General features: G+C 66.1%; 24 protein-coding genes. 11 read left to right on the top strand and 13 right to left on the bottom strand.

All coding sequences use genetic code 11. The features are described from left to right. The first annotated feature begins 11 nt into the window (after nt 1-11). The 3 genes from dnaB to radA are packed head-to-tail and all read left to right on the top strand — an operon-like array spanning nt 12 to nt 4,266. Nucleotides 12-1,826 carry a replicative DNA helicase gene (dnaB, locus tag LRG07_RS02765; RefSeq protein WP_238641750.1) on the top strand — a complete coding sequence of 605 codons (1,815 nt, stop codon included), beginning with the start codon at nt 12-14 and terminating at the stop codon, nt 1,824-1,826. Further along, nucleotides 1,823-2,917, top strand: coding sequence for an alanine racemase (alr, locus tag LRG07_RS02760; RefSeq protein WP_238641749.1), 1,095 nt, complete (start codon nt 1,823-1,825; stop codon nt 2,915-2,917). Before dnaB ends, alr begins: the two co-directional genes overlap by 4 nt. Continuing rightward, on the top strand, nt 2,917-4,266 hold the full coding sequence (radA, locus tag LRG07_RS02755; RefSeq protein WP_238641748.1) for a DNA repair protein RadA: 1,350 nt from the start codon (nt 2,917-2,919) through the stop codon (nt 4,264-4,266). The genes alr and radA overlap by 1 nt, the downstream gene beginning before the upstream one ends. Nucleotides 4,267-4,389: 123 nt before the next feature. Here the strand turns inward: radA and LRG07_RS02750 are convergent, their stop codons facing one another. The 4 genes from LRG07_RS02750 to LRG07_RS02735 form a co-directional block, all read right to left on the bottom strand. Next, nucleotides 4,390-4,908: an Hsp20/alpha crystallin family protein gene (locus tag LRG07_RS02750; protein WP_238641747.1), complete on the bottom strand. Its 519-nt coding sequence runs from the start codon at nt 4,906-4,908 to the stop codon at nt 4,390-4,392. A 116-nt stretch (nt 4,909-5,024) separates the two neighbouring features. After that, nucleotides 5,025-5,855, bottom strand: a complete 831-nt coding sequence (locus LRG07_RS02745; RefSeq protein WP_201168871.1) for a DUF429 domain-containing protein — start codon at nt 5,853-5,855, stop codon at nt 5,025-5,027. Between the two features lie 25 nt (nt 5,856-5,880). After that, nucleotides 5,881-6,879 (bottom strand): zinc-binding dehydrogenase, encoded by a 999-nt coding sequence (locus LRG07_RS02740; protein ID WP_238641746.1) that lies wholly within the window; start codon nt 6,877-6,879, stop codon nt 5,881-5,883. A 276-nt stretch (nt 6,880-7,155) separates the two neighbouring features. Beyond that, nucleotides 7,156-7,875: an outer membrane protein gene (locus LRG07_RS02735; protein WP_238641745.1), complete on the bottom strand. Its 720-nt coding sequence runs from the start codon at nt 7,873-7,875 to the stop codon at nt 7,156-7,158. Nucleotides 7,876-7,998: 123 nt separating this feature from the next. Between LRG07_RS02735 and LRG07_RS02730 the strand changes: the two genes are divergently transcribed. Both LRG07_RS02730 and LRG07_RS02725 read left to right on the top strand, forming a co-directional pair. Next, nucleotides 7,999-8,376, top strand: coding sequence for a diacylglycerol kinase (locus LRG07_RS02730; protein WP_238641744.1), 378 nt, complete (start codon nt 7,999-8,001; stop codon nt 8,374-8,376). Between the two features lie 626 nt (nt 8,377-9,002). Then, the gene (locus LRG07_RS02725; protein ID WP_238641743.1) at nt 9,003-9,206 is read left to right on the top strand and encodes a hypothetical protein; all 204 of its coding nucleotides are present in this window, start codon (nt 9,003-9,005) and stop codon (nt 9,204-9,206) included. 139 nt (nt 9,207-9,345) lie between these two features. Here LRG07_RS02725 and LRG07_RS14015 read toward each other — a convergent pair whose 3' ends face one another. The 8 genes from LRG07_RS14015 to LRG07_RS02690 form a co-directional block, all read right to left on the bottom strand. Beyond that, nucleotides 9,346-9,795 (bottom strand): helix-turn-helix domain-containing protein, encoded by a 450-nt coding sequence (locus tag LRG07_RS14015; protein ID WP_370641482.1) that lies wholly within the window; start codon nt 9,793-9,795, stop codon nt 9,346-9,348. A 937-nt stretch (nt 9,796-10,732) separates the two neighbouring features. Further along, entirely contained in the window at nt 10,733-11,896 is a 1,164-nt protein-coding gene (locus LRG07_RS02720) for a single-stranded DNA-binding protein (RefSeq protein ID WP_238641742.1), read from the bottom strand. After that, entirely contained in the window at nt 11,893-12,384 is a 492-nt protein-coding gene (locus LRG07_RS02715) for a ProQ/FINO family protein (protein WP_238641741.1), read from the bottom strand. Before LRG07_RS02715 ends, LRG07_RS02720 begins: the two co-directional genes overlap by 4 nt. Continuing rightward, entirely contained in the window at nt 12,381-12,647 is a 267-nt protein-coding gene (locus LRG07_RS02710; protein ID WP_238641740.1) for a hypothetical protein, read from the bottom strand. Before LRG07_RS02710 ends, LRG07_RS02715 begins: the two co-directional genes overlap by 4 nt. A gap of 175 nt (nt 12,648-12,822) precedes the next feature. Then, complete coding sequence (locus LRG07_RS02705) at nt 12,823-14,619, bottom strand: DUF927 domain-containing protein (RefSeq protein ID WP_238641739.1); 1,797 nt, start codon at nt 14,617-14,619, stop codon at nt 12,823-12,825. Further along, nucleotides 14,619-15,542 carry a toprim domain-containing protein gene (locus tag LRG07_RS02700; protein WP_238641738.1) on the bottom strand — a complete coding sequence of 308 codons (924 nt, stop codon included), beginning with the start codon at nt 15,540-15,542 and terminating at the stop codon, nt 14,619-14,621. The genes LRG07_RS02705 and LRG07_RS02700 overlap by 1 nt, the downstream gene beginning before the upstream one ends. A gap of 13 nt (nt 15,543-15,555) precedes the next feature. Further along, nucleotides 15,556-15,756 (bottom strand): AlpA family transcriptional regulator, encoded by a 201-nt coding sequence (locus LRG07_RS02695; RefSeq protein ID WP_238641737.1) that lies wholly within the window; start codon nt 15,754-15,756, stop codon nt 15,556-15,558. 298 nt (nt 15,757-16,054) lie between these two features. After that, complete coding sequence (locus LRG07_RS02690) at nt 16,055-17,293, bottom strand: integrase arm-type DNA-binding domain-containing protein (protein WP_238641736.1); 1,239 nt, start codon at nt 17,291-17,293, stop codon at nt 16,055-16,057. 486 nt (nt 17,294-17,779) lie between these two features. Here LRG07_RS02690 and LRG07_RS02685 point away from each other — a divergent pair, with 486 nt between their 5' ends. From LRG07_RS02685 to LRG07_RS02660, 6 genes are read left to right on the top strand one after another with little or no spacing between them, the layout of a single operon-like run. After that, nucleotides 17,780-18,601, top strand: coding sequence for a ParA family protein (locus LRG07_RS02685; protein WP_238641735.1), 822 nt, complete (start codon nt 17,780-17,782; stop codon nt 18,599-18,601). Between the two features lie 36 nt (nt 18,602-18,637). Then, the gene (locus tag LRG07_RS02680) at nt 18,638-20,230 is read left to right on the top strand and encodes a ParB family protein (protein WP_238641734.1); all 1,593 of its coding nucleotides are present in this window, start codon (nt 18,638-18,640) and stop codon (nt 20,228-20,230) included. Between the two features lie 5 nt (nt 20,231-20,235). Further along, on the top strand, nt 20,236-20,784 hold the full coding sequence (locus LRG07_RS02675; protein WP_238641733.1) for an STY4526/YPO1902 family pathogenicity island replication protein: 549 nt from the start codon (nt 20,236-20,238) through the stop codon (nt 20,782-20,784). Further along, entirely contained in the window at nt 20,781-21,755 is a 975-nt protein-coding gene (locus LRG07_RS02670; RefSeq protein WP_238641732.1) for a hypothetical protein, read from the top strand. The genes LRG07_RS02675 and LRG07_RS02670 overlap by 4 nt, the downstream gene beginning before the upstream one ends. Nucleotides 21,756-21,763: 8 nt before the next feature. Then, nucleotides 21,764-22,537, top strand: coding sequence for an ATP-binding protein (locus tag LRG07_RS02665; protein ID WP_238641731.1), 774 nt, complete (start codon nt 21,764-21,766; stop codon nt 22,535-22,537). Nucleotides 22,538-22,550: 13 nt separating this feature from the next. Then, on the top strand, nt 22,551-22,838 hold the full coding sequence (locus tag LRG07_RS02660) for a hypothetical protein (RefSeq protein WP_238641730.1): 288 nt from the start codon (nt 22,551-22,553) through the stop codon (nt 22,836-22,838). Between the two features lie 105 nt (nt 22,839-22,943). On the opposite strand, the gene LRG07_RS02655 is transcribed toward LRG07_RS02660, so the two are convergent. Then, nucleotides 22,944-23,372, bottom strand: a complete 429-nt coding sequence (locus tag LRG07_RS02655; protein ID WP_238641729.1) for a DUF192 domain-containing protein — start codon at nt 23,370-23,372, stop codon at nt 22,944-22,946. Between the last annotated feature and the right edge of the window lie 166 nt (nt 23,373-23,538).

The raw sequence follows: 23,538 nt of genomic DNA, 5'->3' as shown, positions 1-23,538 counted from the left end.
GGGAGGAGACGGTGCAGGGTGACGGATCCGCCTCGGACTCCGAGGCCCTGAAGGTTCCGCCGCACGACCTGGAGGCGGAACAGGCGGTGCTCGGCGGGCTGATGCTCGACAACGCCGCCTGGGATCAGGTCGCCGACCGTCTCCACGAGGAGGATTTCTACCGCCGCGAGCATCGCCTGGTCTACCGGGCCATGGGCGAGCTCGCGGAGGGGAATCACCCCATGGACGTGGTCACCCTCTCCGGGTGGCTGCGCAAGCAGGGCCGGCTCGAAGAGGCTGGTGGCCTCAGCTATCTCGGGGGTATTGCCCGCGAGACCCCCTCGGCGGCGAACATCCGCGCCTATGCGGATATCGTCCGCGAGCGCTCGGTACTGCGGCAGCTGATCCGCGCCGGCTCCGATGTCGCCGAGGCGGCCTTCCGCCCGGAAGGGCGCAGCAGCGAGGATCTCCTCGACTACGCCGAGCAGACCATCTTCCAGATCGCCGAGCAGACCGGCCGCCACCGGCAGGGCTTCGTCGGGATGCGGCAGCTCATGCCGCAAGTCATCGATCGGATCGATACCCTCTACAACACCCAAGAGGCCGTCACCGGTCTGGCCACCGGCTTCGACGACCTCGATCACCTGACCTCCGGGCTCCAGGATGGCGATCTGGTGATCGTCGCCGGGCGGCCGTCCATGGGCAAGACCACCGTGGCCATGAACATGGTCGAGCACGTGGCCATGCAGTTGAAAAAGCCCGTGGCGGTGTTCTCCATGGAGATGCCGGCGGATGCCCTGGCGATGCGCATGCTGGCCTCGCTCGGGCGTGTGCACCTGCAGCGGGTGCGCTCGGGCAAGCTGCAGGACGACGACTGGCCGCGGCTGACCTCGACGATGAGCCTGCTCGCCGAGGCGCCGCTGTTCATCGACGACTCCCCGGGGCTGACGCCTACAGAGATCCGCGCGCGCGCTCGGCGGCTGCAGCGGGAGCACGATGAGCTCGGGCTGATCGTCATCGACTACCTGCAGCTGATGCAGATCCCCGGGTTCCGGGAGAACCGCGCCGGCGAGCTTTCGGAGATCTCCCGGGGCCTGAAGGCGCTGGCCAAGGAACTCAACACACCGGTCATCGCCCTGTCGCAGCTCAACCGCTCGCTGGAGCAGCGGCCGAACAAGCGGCCGATCATGTCGGATTTGAGGGAGTGCGTGACCGGTGATACCCCGGTGCTCCTCGCCGATGGGCGGCGCACACCCATCTCTGAACTGGTTGGAGAGGAGCCAGAGGTCATTGCCGCCAACGAGCGCCATCGGTTGGTGCGCGCGAGGGCGGAGAAGGTTTGGTGTGTTGGTCGGCGTCCGGTCTACCGTGTTCAGCTGGCGAGCGGACGGGGGCTGCGGGCTACAGGACGGCACCGTTTACTGACGGCTTCGGGCTGGCAACGGGTTGATGAGCTAAGCGCCGATGACCGCATCGCGATTGCCCGGACTGCGTCCGAGCCGCAAAGGCATCAGGAGAGCGATCTGTTCTGGGATTCCCTGGTCGCCGTCGAGCCGGATGGCGAAGAGGATGTCTACGATTTGACCGTGCCCGGGCCGGCATCCTGGGTGGCAGACAGTATCGTCAGTCACAACTCGGGCGCCATCGAGCAGGATGCGGACCTGATTGCGTTCATCTACCGGGATGAGGTCTACAACGAGGATACCCCGGACAAGGGCGTGGCCGAGCTGATCATCGCCAAGCAGCGCCAGGGGCCGATCGGTACGGTCAAGCTCACCTTCCTGGGCGAGTTCACCCGGTTCGAGAACTACATCGAGGACGTCTACGGCGGGGGGATCCCGGGGTGAGCCGGGCAGCGCGGGCCACGGTCGATCTGAGCGCACTGAGGGCCAATCTCCGGGTTGCGCGCGAAGCAGCTCCGGGCCGGCGGGTCATGGCCGTGATCAAGTCCGATGGTTACGGCCACGGCCTGACGCATGTGGCCCGGGCGTTGAGCGGGCACGCCGAGGCGTTTGCCGTCACCGACGCCACGGAGGCCGAGGCGCTGCGCGAAGCCGGGTTCCGCGAGCGTATAGTCCTCCTCCAGGGACCGTTCCGGGCCGAGGATCTGGAGCGCGCGGCGGCTGCGGATCTCGAGTTGGTCATTCACACCCATTGGCAGGTGGAGGCGCTGGCGCAGGCTCGGCTGGCCTCGCCGGTGACGGTTTGGGTGAAGGTCGACAGCGGTATGCACCGGCTCGGCTTCCCGCCGGAGGAGGTCCAGGCGGTCTGGCGCCGTCTGACCGAGGCCCCGGGCGTGCGGGCCGACGTCGGCTTCCTGACCCACTTGGCGTGTGCCGATGATCGGGGCAACCCGGCCACCGAGCGGCAGCTGGCTACCTTTGAAGCCGCCTGCGACGGTCTTCCGGGGCCACGCTCGGCGGCCAATTCGGCCGGTGTGCTGGGCTGGCCGGCAAGCCACTACGACTGGGTGCGCCCCGGCATTATGCTCTACGGGGCGTCGCCGTTCGTGGATGGCCGGGCGGATCAGCCCGCGCTGCAACCGGCCATGGCGTTTCGCGGTCAGGTGGTGGCGGTGCGGCATCTGCAGGCCGGCGATGCGGTCGGCTACGGTGCCACCTGGTCCTGCCCCGAGACGATGCCGGTGGGGGTGGTCTCCGTGGGCTATGGCGACGGGTATCCGCGCCATGCGCCGAGCGGCACGCCGGTGGAGGTGGCCGGGCGGCGAACGCAGCTGGTGGGGCGGATCTCCATGGACCTGCTGGCGGTGGACCTGCGCGGCCTTGAAGGGGTGGCGGAGGGCGATCCTGCAGTGCTCTGGGGCGGCGTGGTGCGCGCCGAGGAGGTGGCCGACGCCTGCGGCACCATCGCCTACGAGCTCTTCTGTCGGATGCCGCCCCGCGTCCGGCGCGAGCCGGTGGATACGGGGGCGTCCTGATGGCCCGCAGTCGCCGGCGTTTTCTTTGCTCGGACTGTGGCGCGGAGCAACCGCAATGGGCGGGTCAGTGCCCGGAGTGTGGCGCCTGGAATACGCTCGAGGAGATCGCACAGCCGGCCGGATCCGGCGGTGGCCGGGTGGGCCGGGGCACGGAGATCACCACGCTGGCCGAGGTATCGACCGCGCCGGAGCCGCGGCTGGCCACCGGCGTGGCTGAGCTGGACCGAGTCCTCGGCGGCGGTCTGGTGCCCGGGTCGGTGGTGCTCATCGGCGGCGAGCCGGGGATCGGTAAATCGACCCTGCTGCTGCAGACGCTGGCGGCCCTCTCCCGCGAGCACCCGGCGCTCTACGCTACCGGTGAGGAGTCGCTCCAGCAGGTGGCGCTGCGGGGGCAGCGCCTGGGCGTGGCGGATGACGCCATGAAGCTCATGGCCGAGACGGCGGTCGAGGAGGTCGTCGCGGCAGCGGAGCGGATCCGCCCCCGGGCCCTGGTGCTCGACTCGGTGCAGACCTTCCACACTGCGGCGCTTGGCTCGGCGCCGGGGTCGGTCTCCCAGGTCCGCGAGAGCGCGGCGCAGCTGGTGCGTCTGGCGAAGACCACCGGCATGGCGGTGATCCTGGTCGGCCACGTCACCAAGGAGGGGCACCTGGCCGGGCCGCGAGTGCTCGAGCACATGGTAGACACCGTGCTCTACTTCGAGAGCGATCAGGGCAGTCGCTACCGCGTGGTGCGGGCGGTGAAGAACCGCTTCGGCGCCGCCAACGAGCTCGGCGTCTTTGCCATGGCCGAGGACGGCCTGCGCCAGGTGCGCAATCCCTCCTCCATCTTCCTCTCCCGTCACGATCAGGATGTGCCGGGCAGCGCGGTGCTGGTGACCCGGGAGGGGAGTCGGCCCTTGCTGCTCGAGGTTCAGGCGCTGGTGGCCGACTCCGCCGGGAGTCAGCCGCGCCGCGTGGCCGTGGGCCTGGACGGCAGCCGCCTGGCGCTGCTGCTGGCGGTTCTCCAGCGCCACGGCGGGATCAGCACCGCCGGCGAGGATGTCTTCCTGAACGTGGTCGGCGGCGTGCGTGTCCAGGAGACGGCGGGCGACCTGCCGGCGCTGGCGGCGGTGCTCTCGAGCCTGCGCAATCGGCCCCTGCCGCGGGACTCGGTGGTCTTCGGGGAACTCGGTCTGGCCGGCGAGGTGCGCCCCGTCCCCGGTGGCGAGGAGCGCCTGGCCGAGGCGGCCAAGCACGGTTTCACGCGGGCGGTGGTGCCGGCCAAGAATGCCCCCCGCCACGGGGTGGCGGGCATGGAACTCCACCCGGTGCGCCGTCTGGAGGAGGCGATCACCGCCCTGATGGGCTGAGGAGGGGCGCCGCGCGGGGGCTTTTCGGCTGCGCGCACCGACGGCCCCGGGCGAAAAAGAAACGGGCGCCGCGGAGGCGCCCGTGCGTGGTGCGGGACTCGGGCGAGGAGGAGGGCGCGGGCCCTAGGCGGCCCTCTGGACCTCGATGCGGCGACCCTGCTGACCCTCCTCGGCCTTGGGCAGTGTGATCGTCAGCACGCCATCCCGGAACGAGGCGTTGATCTGTTCCTCGTTGATGGCGCGACTCAGCGGGATCTGCCGCTCAAAACGCCCGTAGGAACGCTCCGTGACGTGGACCTGCCGGTCTGACTCGCCCGAGTCCGTGTGCTCGACCCGCTTCTCGCCGGCAATGCGGAGGACGCCATCGTTGTACGTCAGCTCGACGTCGTTCTCCGTCATGCCGGGCAGCTCCGCGACGACGTACAGGTTGCTGCTGTCTTCCTGGACGTCGATCCGCGGCGCTGTCATGTCCGGGCCGATCTGGGCGAGCGGATCCTCGACCCCGCGGCGCAGGTCGTCGAAGAAACGCATCATCTCAGACTGCAGCGCCGTGAAGCGGTCGCGTGCCGCCAGATCCCGGTTCGCGGCGCGGTTGTGCAGATCCGAGTTGGCCACCGGGAAGAGGTTGCGACGTGCCACCATAGTCTCACCTCCTTTTGTTCCGACGACCCGTTTGCCCGAACCTGCTTGCCTTGGCTGTCACTTTCGTTCGATCGCTCCTCGCCCACCCCGCGATATAGGTCGTTCGGCACGACCTTTCAAGGGGTGGTGGGCGGCGCAGACGTACGTCGGTCGTTCCCAGGGGGCGGCGTGCGCACCCAGATCCACCCTTCCCGATTGAGGGATTCGTCGATCTCGGCCGGGGGCATCGCCTCGCCGAGGAGGAAGTCCCGAGCTGCGAGCAGGCAGAGCACGGCATCCAGGCCGTCGGAGCGGGTGGCCAGTTCCGGGATCTCGAACGACCCACCCAGCATCTGAGCCATGGCGCAGGCGATGCGTTCACGGGCCGTTTTGCCCTCGGTATCACGACCCTTGTAGCCTTTGGCGGGTATAGCGTGGGCCTGCAGGGTGGCGGCGGGGTAGACCTCGATGAGGCCGCCGGCAGCGGCGTCGCCTTGCTGCAGCTCGCCGGGGCTCCAGCGCATTGGCAGGGTCCAGCCGCGCTCGCATCTGAGTTTGTCGACGAACGCCAGGGCGGCGTGGGCGGTCCGCGCGATGCGGTCGGCACCGACATCCAGGGGTTTCTTGCCGATTTGCCGGTGGACGAAGCGGTCCGTCACCCGATTGAAGAGTTCGCTGGCGTCGGCGCCCAGCGCGTCGCCAGCCCGGTGCTGCGCCAGCTGCTGACCGAGTGGCTGCGGCCACCCGAGGGGCGCATCGAGGGCGAGCAGCGGCGCGTGGGTGTGGTCGGCGAGCCACTCCAGTGCGATCTGAGCCGCACTGCGCGAGGCGGAACCCAGCGCAACCCGCTCGACTCGAAGCCCGCGGCCATCCCAGTGCCCGAGGGCCAGCCCCACTTGCTTGGACTGGACGGCGCAATCCACGCCGAGGACGGTCAGGGGCCGCTGCGCTGGCTGGTCGTGCCTCATCGGACGGTGGTCCTCCTGCGGAGCATCAGGGCAGCGTCAGCACCAGCTTGCCGGTCAGGCCGCCGGCCTCGAGCCGCCGATGAGCCGCGGCTGCCTCGGCCATTGGGAACGTCTCCTGAACACGCACCTGCAGTGACCCCGCCGCCATGCGCTGGGCGCACTTGGCCAGGATCCCGGTCTGGTGGATGCGCAGATCGTCCCGGCCCAGAACCATGGGGCTGAGCATCAGCTCCTGGACCAGCGTGAGGTTGTGCACGCGCGCATGGTGCAGGTCCAGGTCCTCGGGCAGGGCGAGGATGGTGACGAGCCGGCCGTAGGTGGCGAGGGCGTGGAGCGACCGGGTGCAGACCTCGCCGCCTACGGTGTCGAGCACTACGTCCACGCCCTCGCCGGCGGTCCAGTGTTCCACTGCGTCGACGAAGTCGTCATCCCGGTAATGGATCACCGCCTCGGCGCCCAGTTCGCGGACGATCTCCGCCTTGGCCGGATCGCTGACGGTGGTGATGACCCGGGCGCCCGCCTGCCGGGCGAGTTGGATGGCCACATGGCCTACGCCGCCGGCGCCGGCGTGGATCAGCACGCGCTCGCCCTTCTGCAGAGCGACCCGGTCGAATAAGGCCTCCCAGGCGGTGAGCGCGACCAGCGGCATGGCTGCGGCGTGGACGTCATCGACGGCGTCGGGGGTGGGGGTGACGAAGCGTGCGTCGAGTACCGCGTACTCCGCGTAATTGCCCGGCTCCAGGCCGATCCCGCCGTTCATGAACAGCACCCGCTGACCGGGGGCGAGCTGTTCCACGCCGGGGCCTACCGCGTCGATGGTCCCGGCGCCGTCGCAGCCGAGGATCGCCGGTGGTTGTGCATCGGGGTTGAAGAGGCCGTTGGCCCGCACCTTGGCGTCGACCGGGTTGATGCCGGCGGCGGCCAGGCGCACGCGCACCTGCCCGGGGCCCGGCTCCGGGGTCGGCACCTGGGCGGGCTGCAGAACGTCCGGGTCGCCAACAGCGGTCATCTGGATGCAGTGCATGGGTCCGATCCGCTCCCTGAACCTGTGAGTGCTCGGTCGGTGCCGGTGCGTGCGCATACCGCCGCCACCGGCTCCGGTCATGATGCCGGATGGCGGGGTGGTGGGGCCAATCCCACCCGATGATGCTCATGGCTGGACGGGCCGATGAAGCCGTGCGTGTTCAGGATGAGTGGAGGCGTCTGATCCAAGCGTGCCGGATTGGGACGTAGCGACCCGGAAGCAAGCGAAGTGAACCGCTTGCTGCCGGATCCAGGGCTTTGGTGGAGGGGCAAACGGTCAGAAATGGTAGGAGGCGAAGAGATTGAAGCTGTGCTCGACCAGGTCGACCTTGAAGTCATCGGAGAAGGTCTCATCGCCGAAATCGATACGCATGGCCTCGGCGCGGATGCCGAGCGGGCTGTCCGGTGGGACATACTCGAAACCGAGCCCCACGCCGAATCCGGCGAAGTCCTCTTCGTCCGATTCATGCCAGCTGTTATTGTTTTCGCGTCCAGAACTGGTCAGCTCAAGTTCGCGCTGCTGGTAGGTGACCTTGGCGTAGCCGAGGGTGGTATCCGTGAACATCCGCCCCACCCGCACTGAGACGCCGAGACCGTCACCGGCGTCGACGCTCAGCTCGCCGCGCTCCCCCTGGTTGTCTCGCCAAGAGCCGATTTCGCCATCCAGGTTGCCGACGGTGTAGTTGAACTCCGTGGCCAGGTAAAGGTCACCGATGCGCTCTCCGAAGCCGAAGACAATATCGAACTTCGAGGCCCAGTCTTCCTGCCCATAGGTGGTGTCGTATCTATCACCATTGGTATCGCGCAGCTTGGTCTCGTAGGTCTGCGAGGTCAGCACACCCGCGCCAAGGGCCAGATACGGTCCCGAGAAGGAGGAGGCGCCCGCGAGGGAGGGAGAGGCAGCGATCAAAAGGCTGAGGGTGGAACCACCTAAAAGCCGAAGTCCTTTCACGTTCGTTTCCTGCCATGGTTGTTGGATTGCGCAATGCCGGGACATGACGGCATGCGGATTGAATATAGTCGAAGCCCCGAAAACCGACACATAGTGCGGCACTTTGCCGCGGGCGGTTTCTTTGCGGCATCATGCTGGGATGCTCTCCCAACTACGAGTGCCTGAGTGATGCCGCGCGACGAGCAGAGCCGATCCCGCCGTCACGGGTTGCCGCGCATGGCGCGCGCCCTGCGTAACTCCTGGCGGGGTTTGCAGGCCGCCTGGCGTCAGGAGCCTGCGTTCCGGGAGGAGATGGTCGTGATTCCGCCCCTCGGCCTGCTGGCCCTGATGCTAGGGGCGGACGGTGCCGAGCGCGCGATCCTGGTCGGCAGTCTTCTGCTGATCCTGGTGGCGGAACTGCTTAACTCCGGTATCGAAGCCGCTGTCGACCGCGCCGGCGAGCACTGGGATTCGCTGGCCGAGCGCGCCAAGGATCTGGGGTCGGCAGCGGTGTTCACGGCGATCGTCAATGCCGTGGTTCTTTGGCTGCTGGTTTTGCTAGGTTGACTCGCCGAGGCGGGCAGCATGGATCAGCAGGCCGTACCTCCACTGATCAACGCCTCCTAAGCCGGATAGCGGCTAGAGGCGGAGCGCTGCGGCACGGTTTGGTAGATGGTCTTGCCCGGACCCGCGGGGAGTCGGGCAGGAGAGGAGGGGGCAACGGCGGAATTAGTAAGAGACGCTTGGGGAGTGACTGGAACGCGTAGTCATGCGGTGATGGGAAACGAAGACGGCTGCAGCGCATCGGGGGTGTGCTGCAGCAAGTGAAACGGGGAGGTGTATCTAGGCGACTTGAGCGGGATAGCAGGTCGAACCCCTACCGCGGTTCGAGCACTACCAAGAGTTGTTTGCCCAGGGGTCACAAGGAAGTGGGAGAAGAGCCGGTGTGGCAGCACCGGCTCTTCGGAGCCCGCCAACGGGGAGTCAAGCGGGCTCGCCCCTGGCCTGGTGTCTACCCTGGCATACGTAGGGTTGCCAATGGTAGCGAAGCTGGTGGGCCGCCAAGCCACCACACAAAAGCTGTAAGCCACTGAAAAAAAAGGAAAGTAACGGCAACGTGGGTTGCCGCTACCCGCACCAGTACCCGCACGCGTCCGTTGCCAAAAACCAACCGCGGCAAAAGGGCGCACCCCATGAAAACCGACAACATCACCCTGCAGGGCATCGCCGAAGCCACCCGCGCCAGGCTCGCCAAGGATCAACCGGACTACCACGGCATCACCAGCGAGTTGCTGGGGGCCAAGCGAATGGCGCTGGCCCTTGGCGACCATCGGGCCGCCGCGCTGGCGGATCAACTCCACGCGGAAACGGTCGCCGCCTGGCGGGCCGCTGCGTAATCAACCATCAACGTGCCGTCATCGGCTCGGGCAGCCCGGCTATTGTGCCGGGCTTTTTGCTTCCATCCGCCAGACAATGCGGGGGTATCTCGCGGGCCTTCTCCCTGTGCAGCTGGCGCGTGGCGGGCCACACCAGGCGCTAAAATGCCGAGGGGGTAGGGGGTGGCGGCAATCGCCTTTGTTCGGCTATCTCACCCCGGAGCGCGGCCACCTCATCGCGCAATGCCCGCAACGCCTCCACCGTCTCCCGTTGCACGTCATCGCCGCCAGCGTTGCCCGGGCGTTGCTCCCCGGGCGGGTGCGCCGGCTCACCCCATAGGCGGATGAGCTCCGCCAGGTCGACCACGCGCGTGCCATCGCCCCGGCGCGTCGCGGTTATCCGCCCGGCCTTGATCGCCCTGTGCACGGTGGAACGGTGGACGCCATACGCGGCCGCGGCTTGCCCGGTGGTGAGTTGCACGGCGGTGCCTTGGGTTGCGGGGTTGGTGTTGCGCCTTACGGTAGCCCGCCAGGGCCGGCGGGTAGTCGCGGCGCATCGCCGCCGTATCGGGTGGGTATCGCCCGGCCAATCCCGGGCCACAAGTTCCATGCGCGGGCGTACACGCGCCGCTGTGCCCCGTCGGTCCCCGGGCGTTTGCCTCAAAGGCGCTCGGCGCCCCTGGGGGTCTTTTTTCCCGGGTCAGAATATTCCCCGCGCGTAGTGCTCCGAAAACCTCGAGGGGCGCGCGTAGTGTTCGGGGAACCGCGGCAAGGTGCCGCACCCCTCGCGCGCGTAACGGTGTCGGGAAATTCCGCGCGCGCGAAACGATGGCAGAAAATTCCCGCGCGCGTACCGGTAAAGAAACCCCGGCGCCTTGTTGTTGTTGAAGTGTCACCCGGCGCGATATTTACCCGAGCCCCGGGACTCGGCGCCCCCGCGGTTGCACCCGGCACCGTCGCAGGGTCCCCGCGCTCTACCCTCGCGCGTTGGGGGTGCGTCCCCGCTGCGTCCCCTCGAGCCACCGACACCCGCTCACGCCGCCGCGTGTCGCAATGCTCTAGCAGTGCCGTTTCCGCCGCCCTGGACACCACCCGCCACTCGCCCGGGCGGCCCTCCACCTCCACAACGTCACCCGTGCGGATCGGCCGGCGGGTTAGCGCGTAAAGGTCATCGCTTCCCCCTTTGTAGGGCGGTAAACCGTCACCCGGTAACGCCAGCGGCTCCGGGTCGGGTAACGCCAGCGGTTCGGGGTCGGGGAGCTCCAACGGCTCCAGGTTCGGCAAGCTCACGGGCTCGCTTTCGTCGATCATCGGCAGTTGCCTCTGGCATCGGAAGATCAAGTATCGACGTAAGTCCACCCCGTGCCTCCCCCTCTGCCTCGCTAGTCGCCGACCTCGTTTTTCGCCTTCAGGCTCCCGATCAGTTCCTGCAGCGCCAACCGGATTTGGAGCAACGAATAACTCCTCGGCGGAATATGATCAGGCAGGGCGTAGCATGTGTTTAGTCATGCCTTTCAGTGATGCCGAGCGAGGCGCGCATCTCTGCATTAAAAGCGGATCATCCCTCCGGCACCGATACTATCGAGGTCGTCTTCCTTGAAAACCGCTTGGTTGAAATATTCTGCAAATATCCACACGCGTTGAGTTACTCGGTGGGTTGCACCGACACCAGCAGCTAGCGCCAATTCGGAGCGAGTTAATGATTCGTCGCTGTCCGTTCTAGAGAGCTCGAACGTGTAACTTGTAACGCCGCCCATAATATATATTTCGTTACGCCAAGGGAGTCCTAGGTCAAGATTGAAACGCCCCAACGCGGATAGAGAGTGCTCAAGTTCAGCGTCCAGGTTATTGTCAGAATCATCCGAAAAGCCGGTTGTCAGCCGCGTCTCCAGTGTCATTTGATTATATAGCCTTACACCTAAGAGAACGCCGCCACCCACTGATTGCATGCTGGTTCCCGCATCGGCCCCCAGAAGTTCGCTTTCGGGCTCGAAAGTCCACTGCGAAATAAAAGCACCCGCATAAAAATCCTGTCCCGGTAAATCTGGCCCCTCGAAGGACCAACCGCCGCCCTGCGCGCTGACAGCAGATGACATGGCTGCTGCAAGCAGGCCGACTAGGGTCATCGTTATGGTGCGTTTCGTACAGACTCCGTGATTTCTTGCTTCTGTGGTGTTCCGACGGCGTGTGTTAGTAAACCCTGCCATGACTGCCCCCATCTTCCCTTGCATCTGCGATATTGCTCCCATAATTGACGGCGGCCGCGTTGCAGAAAACTTGAGCCCGTTGGCGGCTTTCGTTTCGTTAACGCCGTAGTCAGGCGCCGGTGGTTGCCCGTGGAGTTCCCGGGCTTCGGCGAGGTCGCCGCCACCGGCTGCCTGCTGCTGGCGTTTCTTTCGGCCGCCCGGTCGGACGCTTCGGCTGCTCACCAGGGCATCCACCACGGCCTGCAGCTCGCGGCGCTGCTCGCCATCGCTGCCGGTGTAGCTTCGCCGCTGGAGTCGCCCCGACACGCTGATACAGTCGCCCTGCTGATGCTGGGCCAGCTGCTCGGCTTGGCGGCCGAACGCCACCAGCCCCAGCCACTCCGGCCCGTCATCGTCGCCAACATCCACCGCCAGGCTCGCCACGGTCATGGGCTTGCCCGTTTTCGTGTCAATCGGCCGCGGCGCTTTCCCCAGTCGGCCCCAGGCTGCGATCTGTGCTGTCATTGCGTACCATCCCCCTGCCGGCGTTGCCGGCGTTTGCCTTTAAGGGTGAGCACCGGGCGGCCGGTCCGTCCTACCTTCTCGGTCGCCTGGTGCGTTTTCTCGCTGCTCTGCTGCTGCCCTCCCTGCTGCTTTCGTTTCGCCGCCTGCTGCCGGCGGTGCTCTTTGAGTTGCTTCACAGCCCGTTTGGCCTGTTCGTCTGTGACCTCTCCCGCTTCGCTGCCGTCCAGGTTCCGACGGGTCCGCTTCGCCGCCAGCCCCTCCCAATAGCGAGGATGGTTTACCCACCGGCGGAAGGCCGTCTGGATGGCCCAGTGTGGCGGTGCCTCCGGGTCGGCGGCCGCGGCATCGTGCGCCTGCTGGTGGGCGCCAATGGCCAGCGGTATGCCCCCTTCGTCGAAGACCGCGGGAAACCGCTCCGCCAGCCACTGCCGTGCGGCCTTGATCTGCTCGCGCTGCTGCTCGCGCCTGATCTGCTTGTTGCTGGTCATACTTCCCCCTGATTCACTCGCGCCCGCGCGGCCGTCAGCTCGGGCAGCGAGGCATCGCACGCCGCCACCGCCGCCTCGTATTCCCGCTTGAGCCGTGCCCCTTCGTCGCAGTAGCGGTCAAACGCTGCCCGACAGCACCCGGTTTCCTGCCCCGGGCCGAAGACGTGGGCGTAAAACCGCTTCGATGACCGCGCCACGTCTTCCGCGCTGGCGCCCGTCGATTCCGCCACGATGGCGGCACGTTCCTCGGCGGCTTCGGCCACGTCGGCCGGGCTCCACTCCGGGGCATCGTTGGCGGCGTCACGATTCCCGCCGTGGTCTTTTGTGGTGTCACAGGTGTCACAGGTGTCACAGCGTTGATTTACAAGGGATTTTTCTGTGACACGCCCGGTGTCACAGATGTCACGCGGTGTCACAGATGCCCGCCGCTGGAGTAGGTCACGCACTCCCATCGCCATCCTCCACCGGCCGCACCGCGTAGAAGCGCCGAAGCGGCTGCCCCTGGGGGCGTACTCGCACGCTTCGGGCGCGCCCCTCACGCTCGGCAAGCCATCCGGCTGACTCCAGGGCGTCGAGTGCCCGCACCGTGTCGAAGCCGGCGGCGGCTTCCTGCAGGGCTGCCGAGTGCAGCAAGTACACCCGGCCTTCCGGGTCATCTCGCCAGTAGCCGGCCCGGTTCTGCACTGGGCGCGGCTCGCCGTTGATGGGGCTGAACCTTGCGTCCCCGTGGCGCGCGAGAAAGTCGGCCACCGCGTCTAGGATTTGCTGCTGCTCGGTTCGGCCGGTGCCCTTGGCCGCTCGCCACCAGTCGAACGCCGCCGTTGCTGCGTCCAGGGCCTCGCCTTCGGCCCATCCGGTGATGCCTGCCTCGCTGGCGAGCTCGCCCGCCAGCCCCACCAGGGCAAAAACTCCAGCGGCTCGCCGCTCCAGCCCCTCGCTGGCATCGAAGCCGCCCACCTCCCGGGTGTCCTTGAGCAGCCCGGGCAAATCGTGGTCGCAATCCAGTAGGTAGCGAACGAATGCGGTGCCAGCGTGGCCGTAGTGCGCTTCCGCTGCCTGCTTGATCGCGTCGGCGAGCGCCCCGCCGTGGGCGTGCCCGTGCAACTGGTCGAAGGCGCCGTGCTCCCGGCGCGTGGCTGGCACGTCCAGCAGTCGTACCGATTGCCCGGCCTTGATCCGGCCCCCGCCTTCGGCCATGTGCGCTGATAGCGAGCGTTCGCCAGTGCTCAGGGCCACTACCCGCCACCGGGCCGCCTGGCGACTGCCGCCTTCCCGGCGGGCGCGCTGCTTGCCGTTACCGTTGGCCAGTGCGTAGACGATGGCGCCGACTTCGCGCGAGTCGCATTCGCTGATTTCGTCGAGGATCAACGCCGTGTCATTGAGTGCGGCGGCGGCTGCCTCCAGTCCGTTGGCGGTTGCCCGCCAGGTTCGGACGAATCCCGGGCCACCCCATACGGATGCGGCCGCCTGCAGTGCCGTCGTCTTGCCCTGTGAGCTGTCGCCCACCAGGTGGAGCCCGTTGCCCCCGGCGTCCCGTAGTTCGGCGACCTTGAGCAACGGGCCGGCGAGGGCGGCGGATACGGAAAGCAGCAGCACCGGATTCCCTCGGCACGGCTGGGCCACCGTTTCCCGCCATCCGTCCAGCGTCCCGGCCTGCCGGAAGTCATCCACGCCCGGGTGCTCTGATTGGTGGCGCACCTCATCGCTGCCGATGGTTCCGCTTGGTAGGACGAAACAACGGCCGTCGCCCGTCGGGTGCCAGCCCGTGCGGGTGGCCGCGATCAATCGCTCGCGCGGGTGCTGCTGCATCAGCCACTCGCTAAACCGCCTGGCCTGGCGGACGTTGAACCGGAACCCCATGTCCAGCAGCTCGCCGCGCAGCTCATCGCCGCTACCTTTGAGCAGGTGCAGCGGCATCGACCACTCGCGCCACTGCCCGAAGTGGTCGCGGAAGCGCAGCAGCAGCCCGGCGCTGCGTCCGTCTTCGTCGGATGTGAGCGCGAGCGCCCGAACCGGCGCGGCGATCCATGTATCGACCGGCTCGGGGTCTTCGCCGCGGCCCCAGTCATGCCAGTACAAGCCGGGCGGCTGCTGTCGCCCGCCGGTCGAAAACCAATCGTCATGGACCGCGAACCCCGGGCGCTCAATCTCGGTTTCGGCCGGGTAGCGCGGCGGCGATTCGTGCGGCGATTCCGGCCGGATGGCGACCACCCGGCCTTCCGTCTCCTGATCCATCATCCTTCCCCCCTTGCCGCTTGCACGGCATCGTTGAAGTCACCCGCGTCGGGTATCGCCACTTCGCCGCCCACCGCCAGGGCAGCGGCGCGGGCCTTGCGTTCGCCCACTGGGTCGGCGTCGGCACACACCACCAGCGGCAGCCAGGGCCACCGTCGGCGCGCACCTTCGGCCACTGGCTGCAGGTTGTGAGCGTCCACCGCGGCGAGTACCAAGGCGGTGTCGTCCAGCTGGTGCAAGCTGGCTCCCGTCGCCCACCCTTCGCAGAGCAGCAGCCGGCTGGCGGTGTCGGCGCGGCCGGCCACGGGGGTAAAACAACCGCGCTTACGGCCTCCCGACAGCAGCCGCTTCCCGCCGCCGCCGTCGATAAACTGCAGCGAGCTCAACCGGCGGTCGAAGTCGTAGAGCGGCAACGCCAGGCTGTCGCGCAGCTGGCGGGCCTTGAGCGGTGGAACCCCTTTGGTCTGCAGGTATGGGTGGGTCGGATCGGCGGGCCGGGCCTTGGCCCATAGGCTGGCTGCCTTGTCGGCGGCCTGCTGGTGTCGGCGGGCCTGCTCGGCTTCGCGCTGGCGGCGGGCCGCGTCCATCCGTTCGCGGTGCTGCGCTCGCTCGGCTTCGCTGGCGGGGGCACGGGCGCGCCAGGTGTCGGATACGCCGTGCTTCCAGCTGCCGAATGCCGCGGCGGGCACTCCGTCCAGGTGGATGACACACCAGCCCGCACGGCTTCCGGCCTTGTCGCCGTCCACCCGATAACGGTGCAAGTGGCCGTCGGCGACTAGCTCGGCGAGTCCGCCAGCTGGAGCAATGCCGCGGGCCGCCATTGCGGCGGCGATAGCGTCGAGGGCCTGGGCCTGGGCCGGGGTAGAATCGTGGGCAGACCTTCCCCCAGCGCCCGGCCCCAACCGGGCGTTTTTGCTTTGCATGGCCGCACCTCCGTCACTGGTCGCCGTAGACGGTGGGGCGGCTCTGCAGCCACTGGCGTACGTCGGCTTCGCGCCAGCCGGTGGCACGCGGGCCGAGCTTCACGCCCTGGGGGAAGTCGCCGCGGCGCATGGCGGCGTAGAGTCCACTACGGCTATAGCCCGTAAGGTGCTGAACCTCGGGCAGTCGGATGATGCGGTCCTGATCGTTCTGCATGACGCCTCCAACGATGGGGCGCCAAGGCCAGGCAGGGCATCGCAGCAACGCCCGTCAAGTACTACTTGTACACGTCCATACGTATCCGTATACTGCGATAACTGTAGCTATCAACCTTTGGTTGTTTGATACCTGCCCGCCTTGACGCGGGTTTCATGGTCCGCGGGGAGTGTTGGCAGCACTCGCCGCGGGCTTTTCGTGTGTGCTGATGTGACACACTGCCGCAACCTTAGCATGGGCTTTTGTGTGCGCTCAAGGCCCTACTGTCCCGCGGCGTACCAACATGTACACAAGCGTCCTACCGTTGGGCCCCATATATTGGGATGACCGCCTGATCCCCGCGCAGGCTGTCCAGGTAGTCGGCCCACTGCTGGAGCATGGCGCCCCGTTGTTCGATCCACTGCGTTCGGTTGTACGCCCGGCCGTGGGGGTCGCGCACCCGGTGGCCCAGCTGCATTTCCACAATCTCAACGCCCCAGCCCAGCCGCTCCACCAGGATGGTCCGGGCCGCCGCGCGGAAGCCGTGCGCCACCATCCGGCCGCCGTAGTCCATCCGTCGAAGCGCAGCCGTCAAAGTGTTCTCGCTGATCGGGCGTTCCGCGGTGCGTCCGGACGGGAAGACGTACGGGCCGCGCCCGGTGATGGGTTCCAGCGCGCGCAGGATCGAAACCGCCTGATCCGGTAGCGGGGTCAATAACGGGTCGCCGCCCTTGGTCGGCTGAAAATCCCATGTGGCCGCGTCCAGGTCGAAGGTCTCCCATCGGGCCGCGCGCAGCTCACCAGGGCGGCAGAATAGGATGGGTGCCAGCTGCAGGGCGGCGCGGGTAGTGGGCTGGCCTCGATACCCATCAATGGCGCGCAGCAGCCCGCCCAGCTCTTTGGGGTCGGTCACAGCCGGCAGGTGGCGCGTGGTTGGGGATCGCAGCATCCCCTTAAGGTCGGCGGTAGGGTCACGGCTGCCGCGTCCGGTGGCGATGGCGTAGCGGCAGACCTGGCCAATCAGGGTTTTCACCCGGTGCGCCGTCTCCACGGTGCCCTGCTGCTCGATCCGTCGCAGCACCTGCAGCACCTCGGGCGCCTCAATCTCTCCAACCGGCCTGCGGCCAAGCGTCGGGAACGCGTATTGCTCCAGCCGGCGTAGGTTGCGCGTGGCGTGCGATTCCGTGACCTCATGCCAGTGGACCGCGCCCCACCACTCGCGTGCCACGGCCTCAAAGCTGCTCGCGTCGGCCGATGCCGCGGCCTGCCGTCTGCTCTTCCGGTTCTCGATGGGGTCGATTCCGTCGGCGAGTAGGGCGCGGGCTTCGTCGCGCTGCTCGCGTGCCTTCGATAGCGTCACTTCGGGGTAGGTGCCGAGCCCCATTGTTGCCTCGCGCCCGGATGGCCGGCGATAGCGCAGCTGCCATTGCTTGGCGCCGTCGGTCTTCACCAGCAGGATGAGCCCGCCGCCGTCGGATAGCTTCACCTGGCGCCTGCCGCTGGGCACTGTTGCCGTGCGGCACTGTCGGTCCGTTAGCTTGTTGGTTGCTCGCGCCATGCCTTCGCCGTCCCTTGTGACACCCTGTGACACCTGTGACATGCCTCGTGTCACGGGAAAATCCCTTCAAAAACAACGCTGTGACACCTGTGACACCTGTGACACCTGCTTTATAGGGTGTCCGCGTTGATCTCCGGGCGGTGGGTACTGGCCCGCAGCCGTGCCGCCACCGGAGTGGGTAGCGGGTAGCGCGGTCATGCCGGCACCCTGTCTACTACCCGCGAATGATGGTAGCTTACAGTGGACGGCAGTGGACAGTAGAGACGGGAAAATGCCCGTGTGCCGGGCTTTTAGGCTGGTGGGTAGGCTGTCAGTGGACGTTGAAAAACGGGTGTATGGTGGGCCGCCAAGGACTCGAACCTTGAACCTACTGATTAAGAGTCCGGAATGGCCCGTTGACTAACGGCTTGCCAACAACACTTGGGCTACCTCGTGAATTGCTAGCACATCTCCCCTCCGGCTTGATGCAAGCGGAGGGGAGGCAACATGGCAATCAAACTCTGTGTCTGTTCCACCAAGGGCGGCGTCGGAAAGACCACTGTTACCGCGAACCTTGGTGCCTACCTGGCCGACCACGGTCAGCGTGTGCTGCTCGTCGATGCAGACATCCAACCAACCCTGTCCAGCTATTTCCCGATCCATGACCCACCCTCTTCCCGAGGTCTGACGGCGCTCATCACCGAGGGTGAGACCGGCAGTACTGTCAGCACCACGAAGATCGATGGTGAGGGCGGCGGGTTACTCGATCTGGTTCTGAGTGATGACCCGGATGGTGCTCTTCAGAACTGGATCCTGCACACGCCCGATGGCCGGGTTCGTCTCCGGCACATCCTGAGTGAGTACGACGATATCTATGACGTGGTGCTGATCGACACCCAAGGGGCCGTCGGTCCACTCCAGGACGCCGCCGTCCTGTCGGCGGATATGCTCCTCTCGCCGATACCACCGGAAATTCTCTCAGCGCGCGAGTTCGCTCGTGGGACGCTCGGGATGATCGATCGCCTCAAGCCCATGTCGGCGCTTGGTGCACCCATCGCTCCGCTGCGCGGGCTGCTGTATCGGATGGATCGCACAGCGGATGCCCGGGCCATTGCCCAAGAACTGCGCCGCGAGACCTACGAGCCCAGCAAAGGGCAGATCACCATCCTCGAAACCACGGTGCCGGCCACCGTGGCCTACCGAGAGGCGGCTACCCGGCAGATCCCGGTGCACCAATGGGAGCCCAGGCGCGACGGGCCGACCCCCGCAGCGCTCGAGACCATGCGGGCTCTCACTCGAGAGCTTTTTCCGCACCTCGAGGACGTCTAGCCGACTACGGCCTGGCTCGGAGTGCCGGAGGCGCATATGGCAAAACGCGGTTTGACTGAAAAGGTCCGACAGGGCCTGTGGCAAGGGCACTACGGTACCCGGGAGCACAGCCTGGATCAGCCGGGTGACCCGCTCACCGTGACCCAGCTGGTGCTATCGATCGAGCAGATCCTCGAGTACCAGGACAACCCACGCCGTTTGGAAAACCCCCGCTATGAAGAGATCAAGCAATCGATTGCGGCGCAGCGGGGGCTTAACAACAGCCTGGATGTGACCCGTCGCCCTGGCGATGAGCACTACACGATCTGCGCCGGCGGCAATACCCGCCTGCGCATTCTCCGCGAACTTTATGCGGAGACCGGGGATGAAGCCTTCGCGCGGGTCCACTGCCTTTACCACCCTTGGCAGGGTGAGACTACGGTTCTGACCAGCCACCTGGTCGAGAACGAGCTCCGAGGCGAGCTCGCCTTAATCGATAAGGCCCTTGCCCTGGAACACCTTCGGGGCCACCTAGAGGCGGAGTCAGGCGAGAAGCTCAGCCGCAATGCCTTCATTGCTCGGCTTCACGGGCTCGGATACACGATCAGCAAGCGTCACCTGCTCCGGTATGAATTCGCGGCGCAGCACCTACTGGCTGCGATCCCGGAGGCGCTGAACAGCCTTGGCGCAAAAACGCTCGACCACATCAGGAAGATCTACGCTGCCGCACAGGAAGTCTGGAGTCATTACCAGCGGGATGCGGAGGATTTCGACATTCTCTGGGAGCAGGCGCTCGCCCATACCGACGCTCCCGACTGGGATCCGGAGGAAGGTCGAGATGAACTGGTAGCCCGGATGGCGGAGGCGCTGGGAATCGACCAGCGCGCTGTGCGTTATGAACTGGACACCGTTTTGAGCGGCCATCCGCTGCCGGGACGCATCGATCGTATGGAGGATCAGTCCACCTCCGTATTGGATGCTGATCACGATGATGCGCCGGAAGGAATGGTTCGGTCAGGTGCCATGGAGTCGGAAAACACGGCGCCTGACGATAGGACAACCGCAGCATGCACCCCGGTCTCTGCAGAAGACGAAGGGGACCTAGAGGAGTCCGCCCCGTTCGAACCGGAACCAGCTCTGAACAGTCCGGAGCCTGAGTTCCGCCCAGAGGCGACCTCCGATGATGAGGTCGTAGAGGGCGAGTCCGTTCCTGATCTGCGCGAGCACATCTATCGGCTGGCACACAGTATCGCGAGGCGTTACGAACTCGATCGGTGCGTGCACTCCTGGGATCACGGGGTCGGCTACCTGGTTGAGTTGCCGGAGGCCCCTGACGCCGGCTCCCAGCACCCCGCTCGGAAGTGGATCTGGTGGACCCTGCTTGCTTTCTCCGAGGCGTTGGCCTCCGATGCCCGCAGGGCGCATCTACCTGGTCATTACGACCTACCGCAAATCGTCAACAGCAGCCCCGGCGCTGTCCGCAGTCGCATAGGGTCCCCAGGCTACGTCCAAATCGCAATGGACTTCTGGTCGAACCCATCGGTACCCGAGACCGATATTCAGGACTTCATCCAGCTGTTGCGGCTCTGCCGTCAACTACGCAACGCCGCACTCGAACGCAACCTGAACCTATGGGAGGGCGAGCCATGAGGACAATGAGCCCGACCAAGCTCGCACACGAGGCGATTCTGCATGCCCTCGAGTGCAAGCAGGAACAAGGCAGCGTGCAGCAGATCGAGAAATTGACCTTCCGGGAGTATCTCTACCTGCTGTCGCAAGCTCGGTACTTTCTCGACATCCACGTTCATCCTGAGCGTCTGGCGGCGGCCATCGATCGCGCTCGTCGCCGTGCCGAGGAGGACGAGCTCGCCGATGAACTGATCCGCCATCATGCCCACGGGGCGATGATGGAAGCGCTTTTCGGGATGACGCCTGCAGAGGTGGCCCGTCGTCGCCGGACGCTGGGAGTGTCTCGGCACCAGGGGCGCCCACCCCGTCTTCAGCCGGAACGGGCCGACGTCGTCTGGCAATCCTGGCAACAGCACCACGGCCTACCTGATGCGAAACGGTATCTGCGAGTTGCCCAGAGGTGCTGCGTTCCTGCGCAGGCTGTGTGGCAGCTCGTGCAAGAAGCCGAAGCCATCCAGCGGGAGTATGCCGCAAGGGGTCGGGCCGAACCGGCGGTCGAGGGAGGGCGCTCATGAGTGCCATCAAATTGACCCAGGAAGAACTCCAGGCGTTAACGGGGCTCCCGAGCCTGGCGCTCCGTGTCTACATCCTCGGTATCCGGCCGTATATGGATTACCGGACGGGCCTGGTCGGTGTGCAGCGGCGTATCAGCTGGCAATCACTGCGCGAAGCCTGCCATGTCGAGCCGCACCAGGGCCTGACCGACACCGGTACACCGAGCAAATCCGCCGTAAGGCGCTCGGTGGATTGGCTGAACCGGTCGGGGTTAACGGTCGAGTGTACCCAAGGGAAGCGGCTCATCTTTCACTGTCCGATGGCCCATACGGACTCGTCTGAGCGGGAAAAACCCGGCACAAACCCGACACAAAGCCGGCATAGCGAACCCGACACAGATCCCGACACGACCCGGCTCGCATGTGACGGGCGTTCGCGGGCTCAACCCGACAGGCATCCCGACCCTAACCCGACACCCCCGGTACAGACCCAAGCCAACACACCTCCGGTATCCGGTCTCCGGAGAGAAGCCCCATTACACACCGAGGGGGCCTATCGGTTAGGGGGCGCACGGGTGTGTGAAGCTGGCCTTGCTGGAACGCTCTCGGCCTCCGCCCAGCGCAGCGCCGATGCTTCCGAAGCCAATGACCGCGAGATCTTCGAGCGGTTTTGGGTGGCCTACCCAAGGAAGGTCAAACGGCGTGAGGCCTACGAAATCTTCCGCTCGCGCGGGCTGCGCTGGCAGATCGACGCCATCCTCAGCGACATCGCATGCAGGCAGTTGGAGGATCGGCGCTGGATCGCTGGCTATATCCCCAACCCAGGCAATTACCTACGGGAGGAACGCTGGAAAGAGCCCATCGAGCGTGGCCGAGGGTCCGGTGGAGCGGCTCCGCGCACCACGCTCGATGAGCATACGTCGCAGAAGAGCTACCAAGCCGAGGTTGATGTGTTCGCGGCTGCGGGCTTTGAAACGGACCCCGACTGGTAGGAGGGATTATGCAAAGCATCGCGCACGCTCTCAATAGCCACCATCGTGAGAAGCAGGAGTACTGCCCTGACCACGGCCAGTACACGGCCATCTACACCTGGCTGGGTGATCGCTGGGTCGGCGGGGGGTGTCCGCACTGCCTGGACGCGCAACGCCAGCGTCAGCGGCGGGAGGACATGGAGCAGAGACGACAGCAGCGTACCCAGACGATGATCCGGTTAGCCGGCATCCCAGAGCGGTATCAAGACGCCTCGTTTGAGGCGTTTGACGCCGAAGCGGACTCAGCGGTTCGGGTGCGTGAAGCTTGCCGCCGCTACGCGGAGACGTTTCCTGAGCGCCTCCAGAATGGGACGAACCTCATCCTCTCGGGTGGGGTGGGTACCGGAAAGACCCACCTCGGCTGTGCTATCGCGCGCTATGTCATTGCTGCGCACCAGCGGCAGGCACGTTACGCCACCGTCTCCGACGCGGTGCGTCAGGTGCGTCGAACCTATGACCGGACGAGTGAGCAGACCGAGCAGGACGTGTTCGACTGGCTCGCTGGTTTGCCGCTGTTGGTCCTCGACGAGGTGGGCGCTCAGACCGGCTCCGAGCACGAGCGCATGGTGCTTTTTGAGATCTTCAACCGGCGGTACTCGGACATGCGGCCGACCGTCGTGATCTCGAACCTCGGATGCCAGGACTTGACGCAGATTCTAGGCGAGCGCGTCATCGATCGGCTGCTTGAGGACGGCACAGCTCTGGCCTTCACTTGGGCCAGCTACCGGAGCGGTAAACGGTGATAGGGGGGACGGGATGGCCTCTTCGAATGCCGAGAGACAACGAGCCTATCGTCAGCGTCATCTCAAGGGCCTTGATGAGGACGTCGAGATGCTGGAGCGCATCAACGCCATGGTCCACTTCAGGGCCAAGCTCAACCTTGAGCGCCTGGCCGTCCACCACGGCATGACCCAGCGCGCCGTGCTCGAGTGGGTCCTTGAGGAAGCCGTTGCGCACGTCCTGAATACCCTCGATGGACCGGCGCAGGATGCCTTCCTCGACCTCAAGCCCACGTTACGCAGTAACGGTTCAGGCGAGCGTTGATGGATTGGGAAGCCTCTAAATACTGGACCCATCCTGATGTGGCGCAGCGGTACAGGTCGTTCACGATCAGTGGGGTGAGAGGTCGGACTCGTCGGAGCACGCAATTCAAGGGATCTCGATCTGGGTTCCCGGTTCTATGCCGATGGTCTCCGTCTGTTTGGGCGCCAGTTCCAGCGCGGCATCAACAGGCTCAGGGGGGCGGTATCCTTGTTCGCCTGGGGTCATCCGCTCGATCGCGATGATCTCTCCCTCGGCAATCCAGGCGATGTCCAACGGCGCGGATACGTTATGCATGTGGAAGCTCGGTCGGTGGGGTTCGCTCCAGACGAAGAGGACCCGTTCTGTGCTCAGCTGTTCCGGGCTTGCATGCTGAAACCCCTGGGCTCGAGCCGTCCGCGTGTTGGCGATTCGGACTTCGATAGGTTCTCCGCCGACTCGAGTCGAGGTCGTCGGTAGGTCCTCGACCCCAAATGAACCGGATACGGGGTCAAGGAGAAGCGTTAGGGCTAGGGCCAGGGGGACTAGGAGGGTCATGGTTGCATACCTCCTCGGGGCCAACGGTCAGGGATCCGCCTCAACGGGTCAACTCCAAGAGTTTATACAGAATCCGCCGAGCCGCTGAGACTTGGCGGCCCTCCGTCTTTCACCCCGCCCGCTTAAGCGTTCCGCGCCAGGTGGCGCGCGCTCTTGCAGCCCGCCG

Source organism: Halorhodospira sp. 9622, from assembly GCF_022228025.1.
In the GTDB taxonomy this organism is placed as follows: domain Bacteria; phylum Pseudomonadota; class Gammaproteobacteria; order Nitrococcales; family Halorhodospiraceae; genus Halorhodospira; species Halorhodospira halophila_A.
This window is presented reverse-complemented; position numbering and strand designations above follow the sequence as displayed.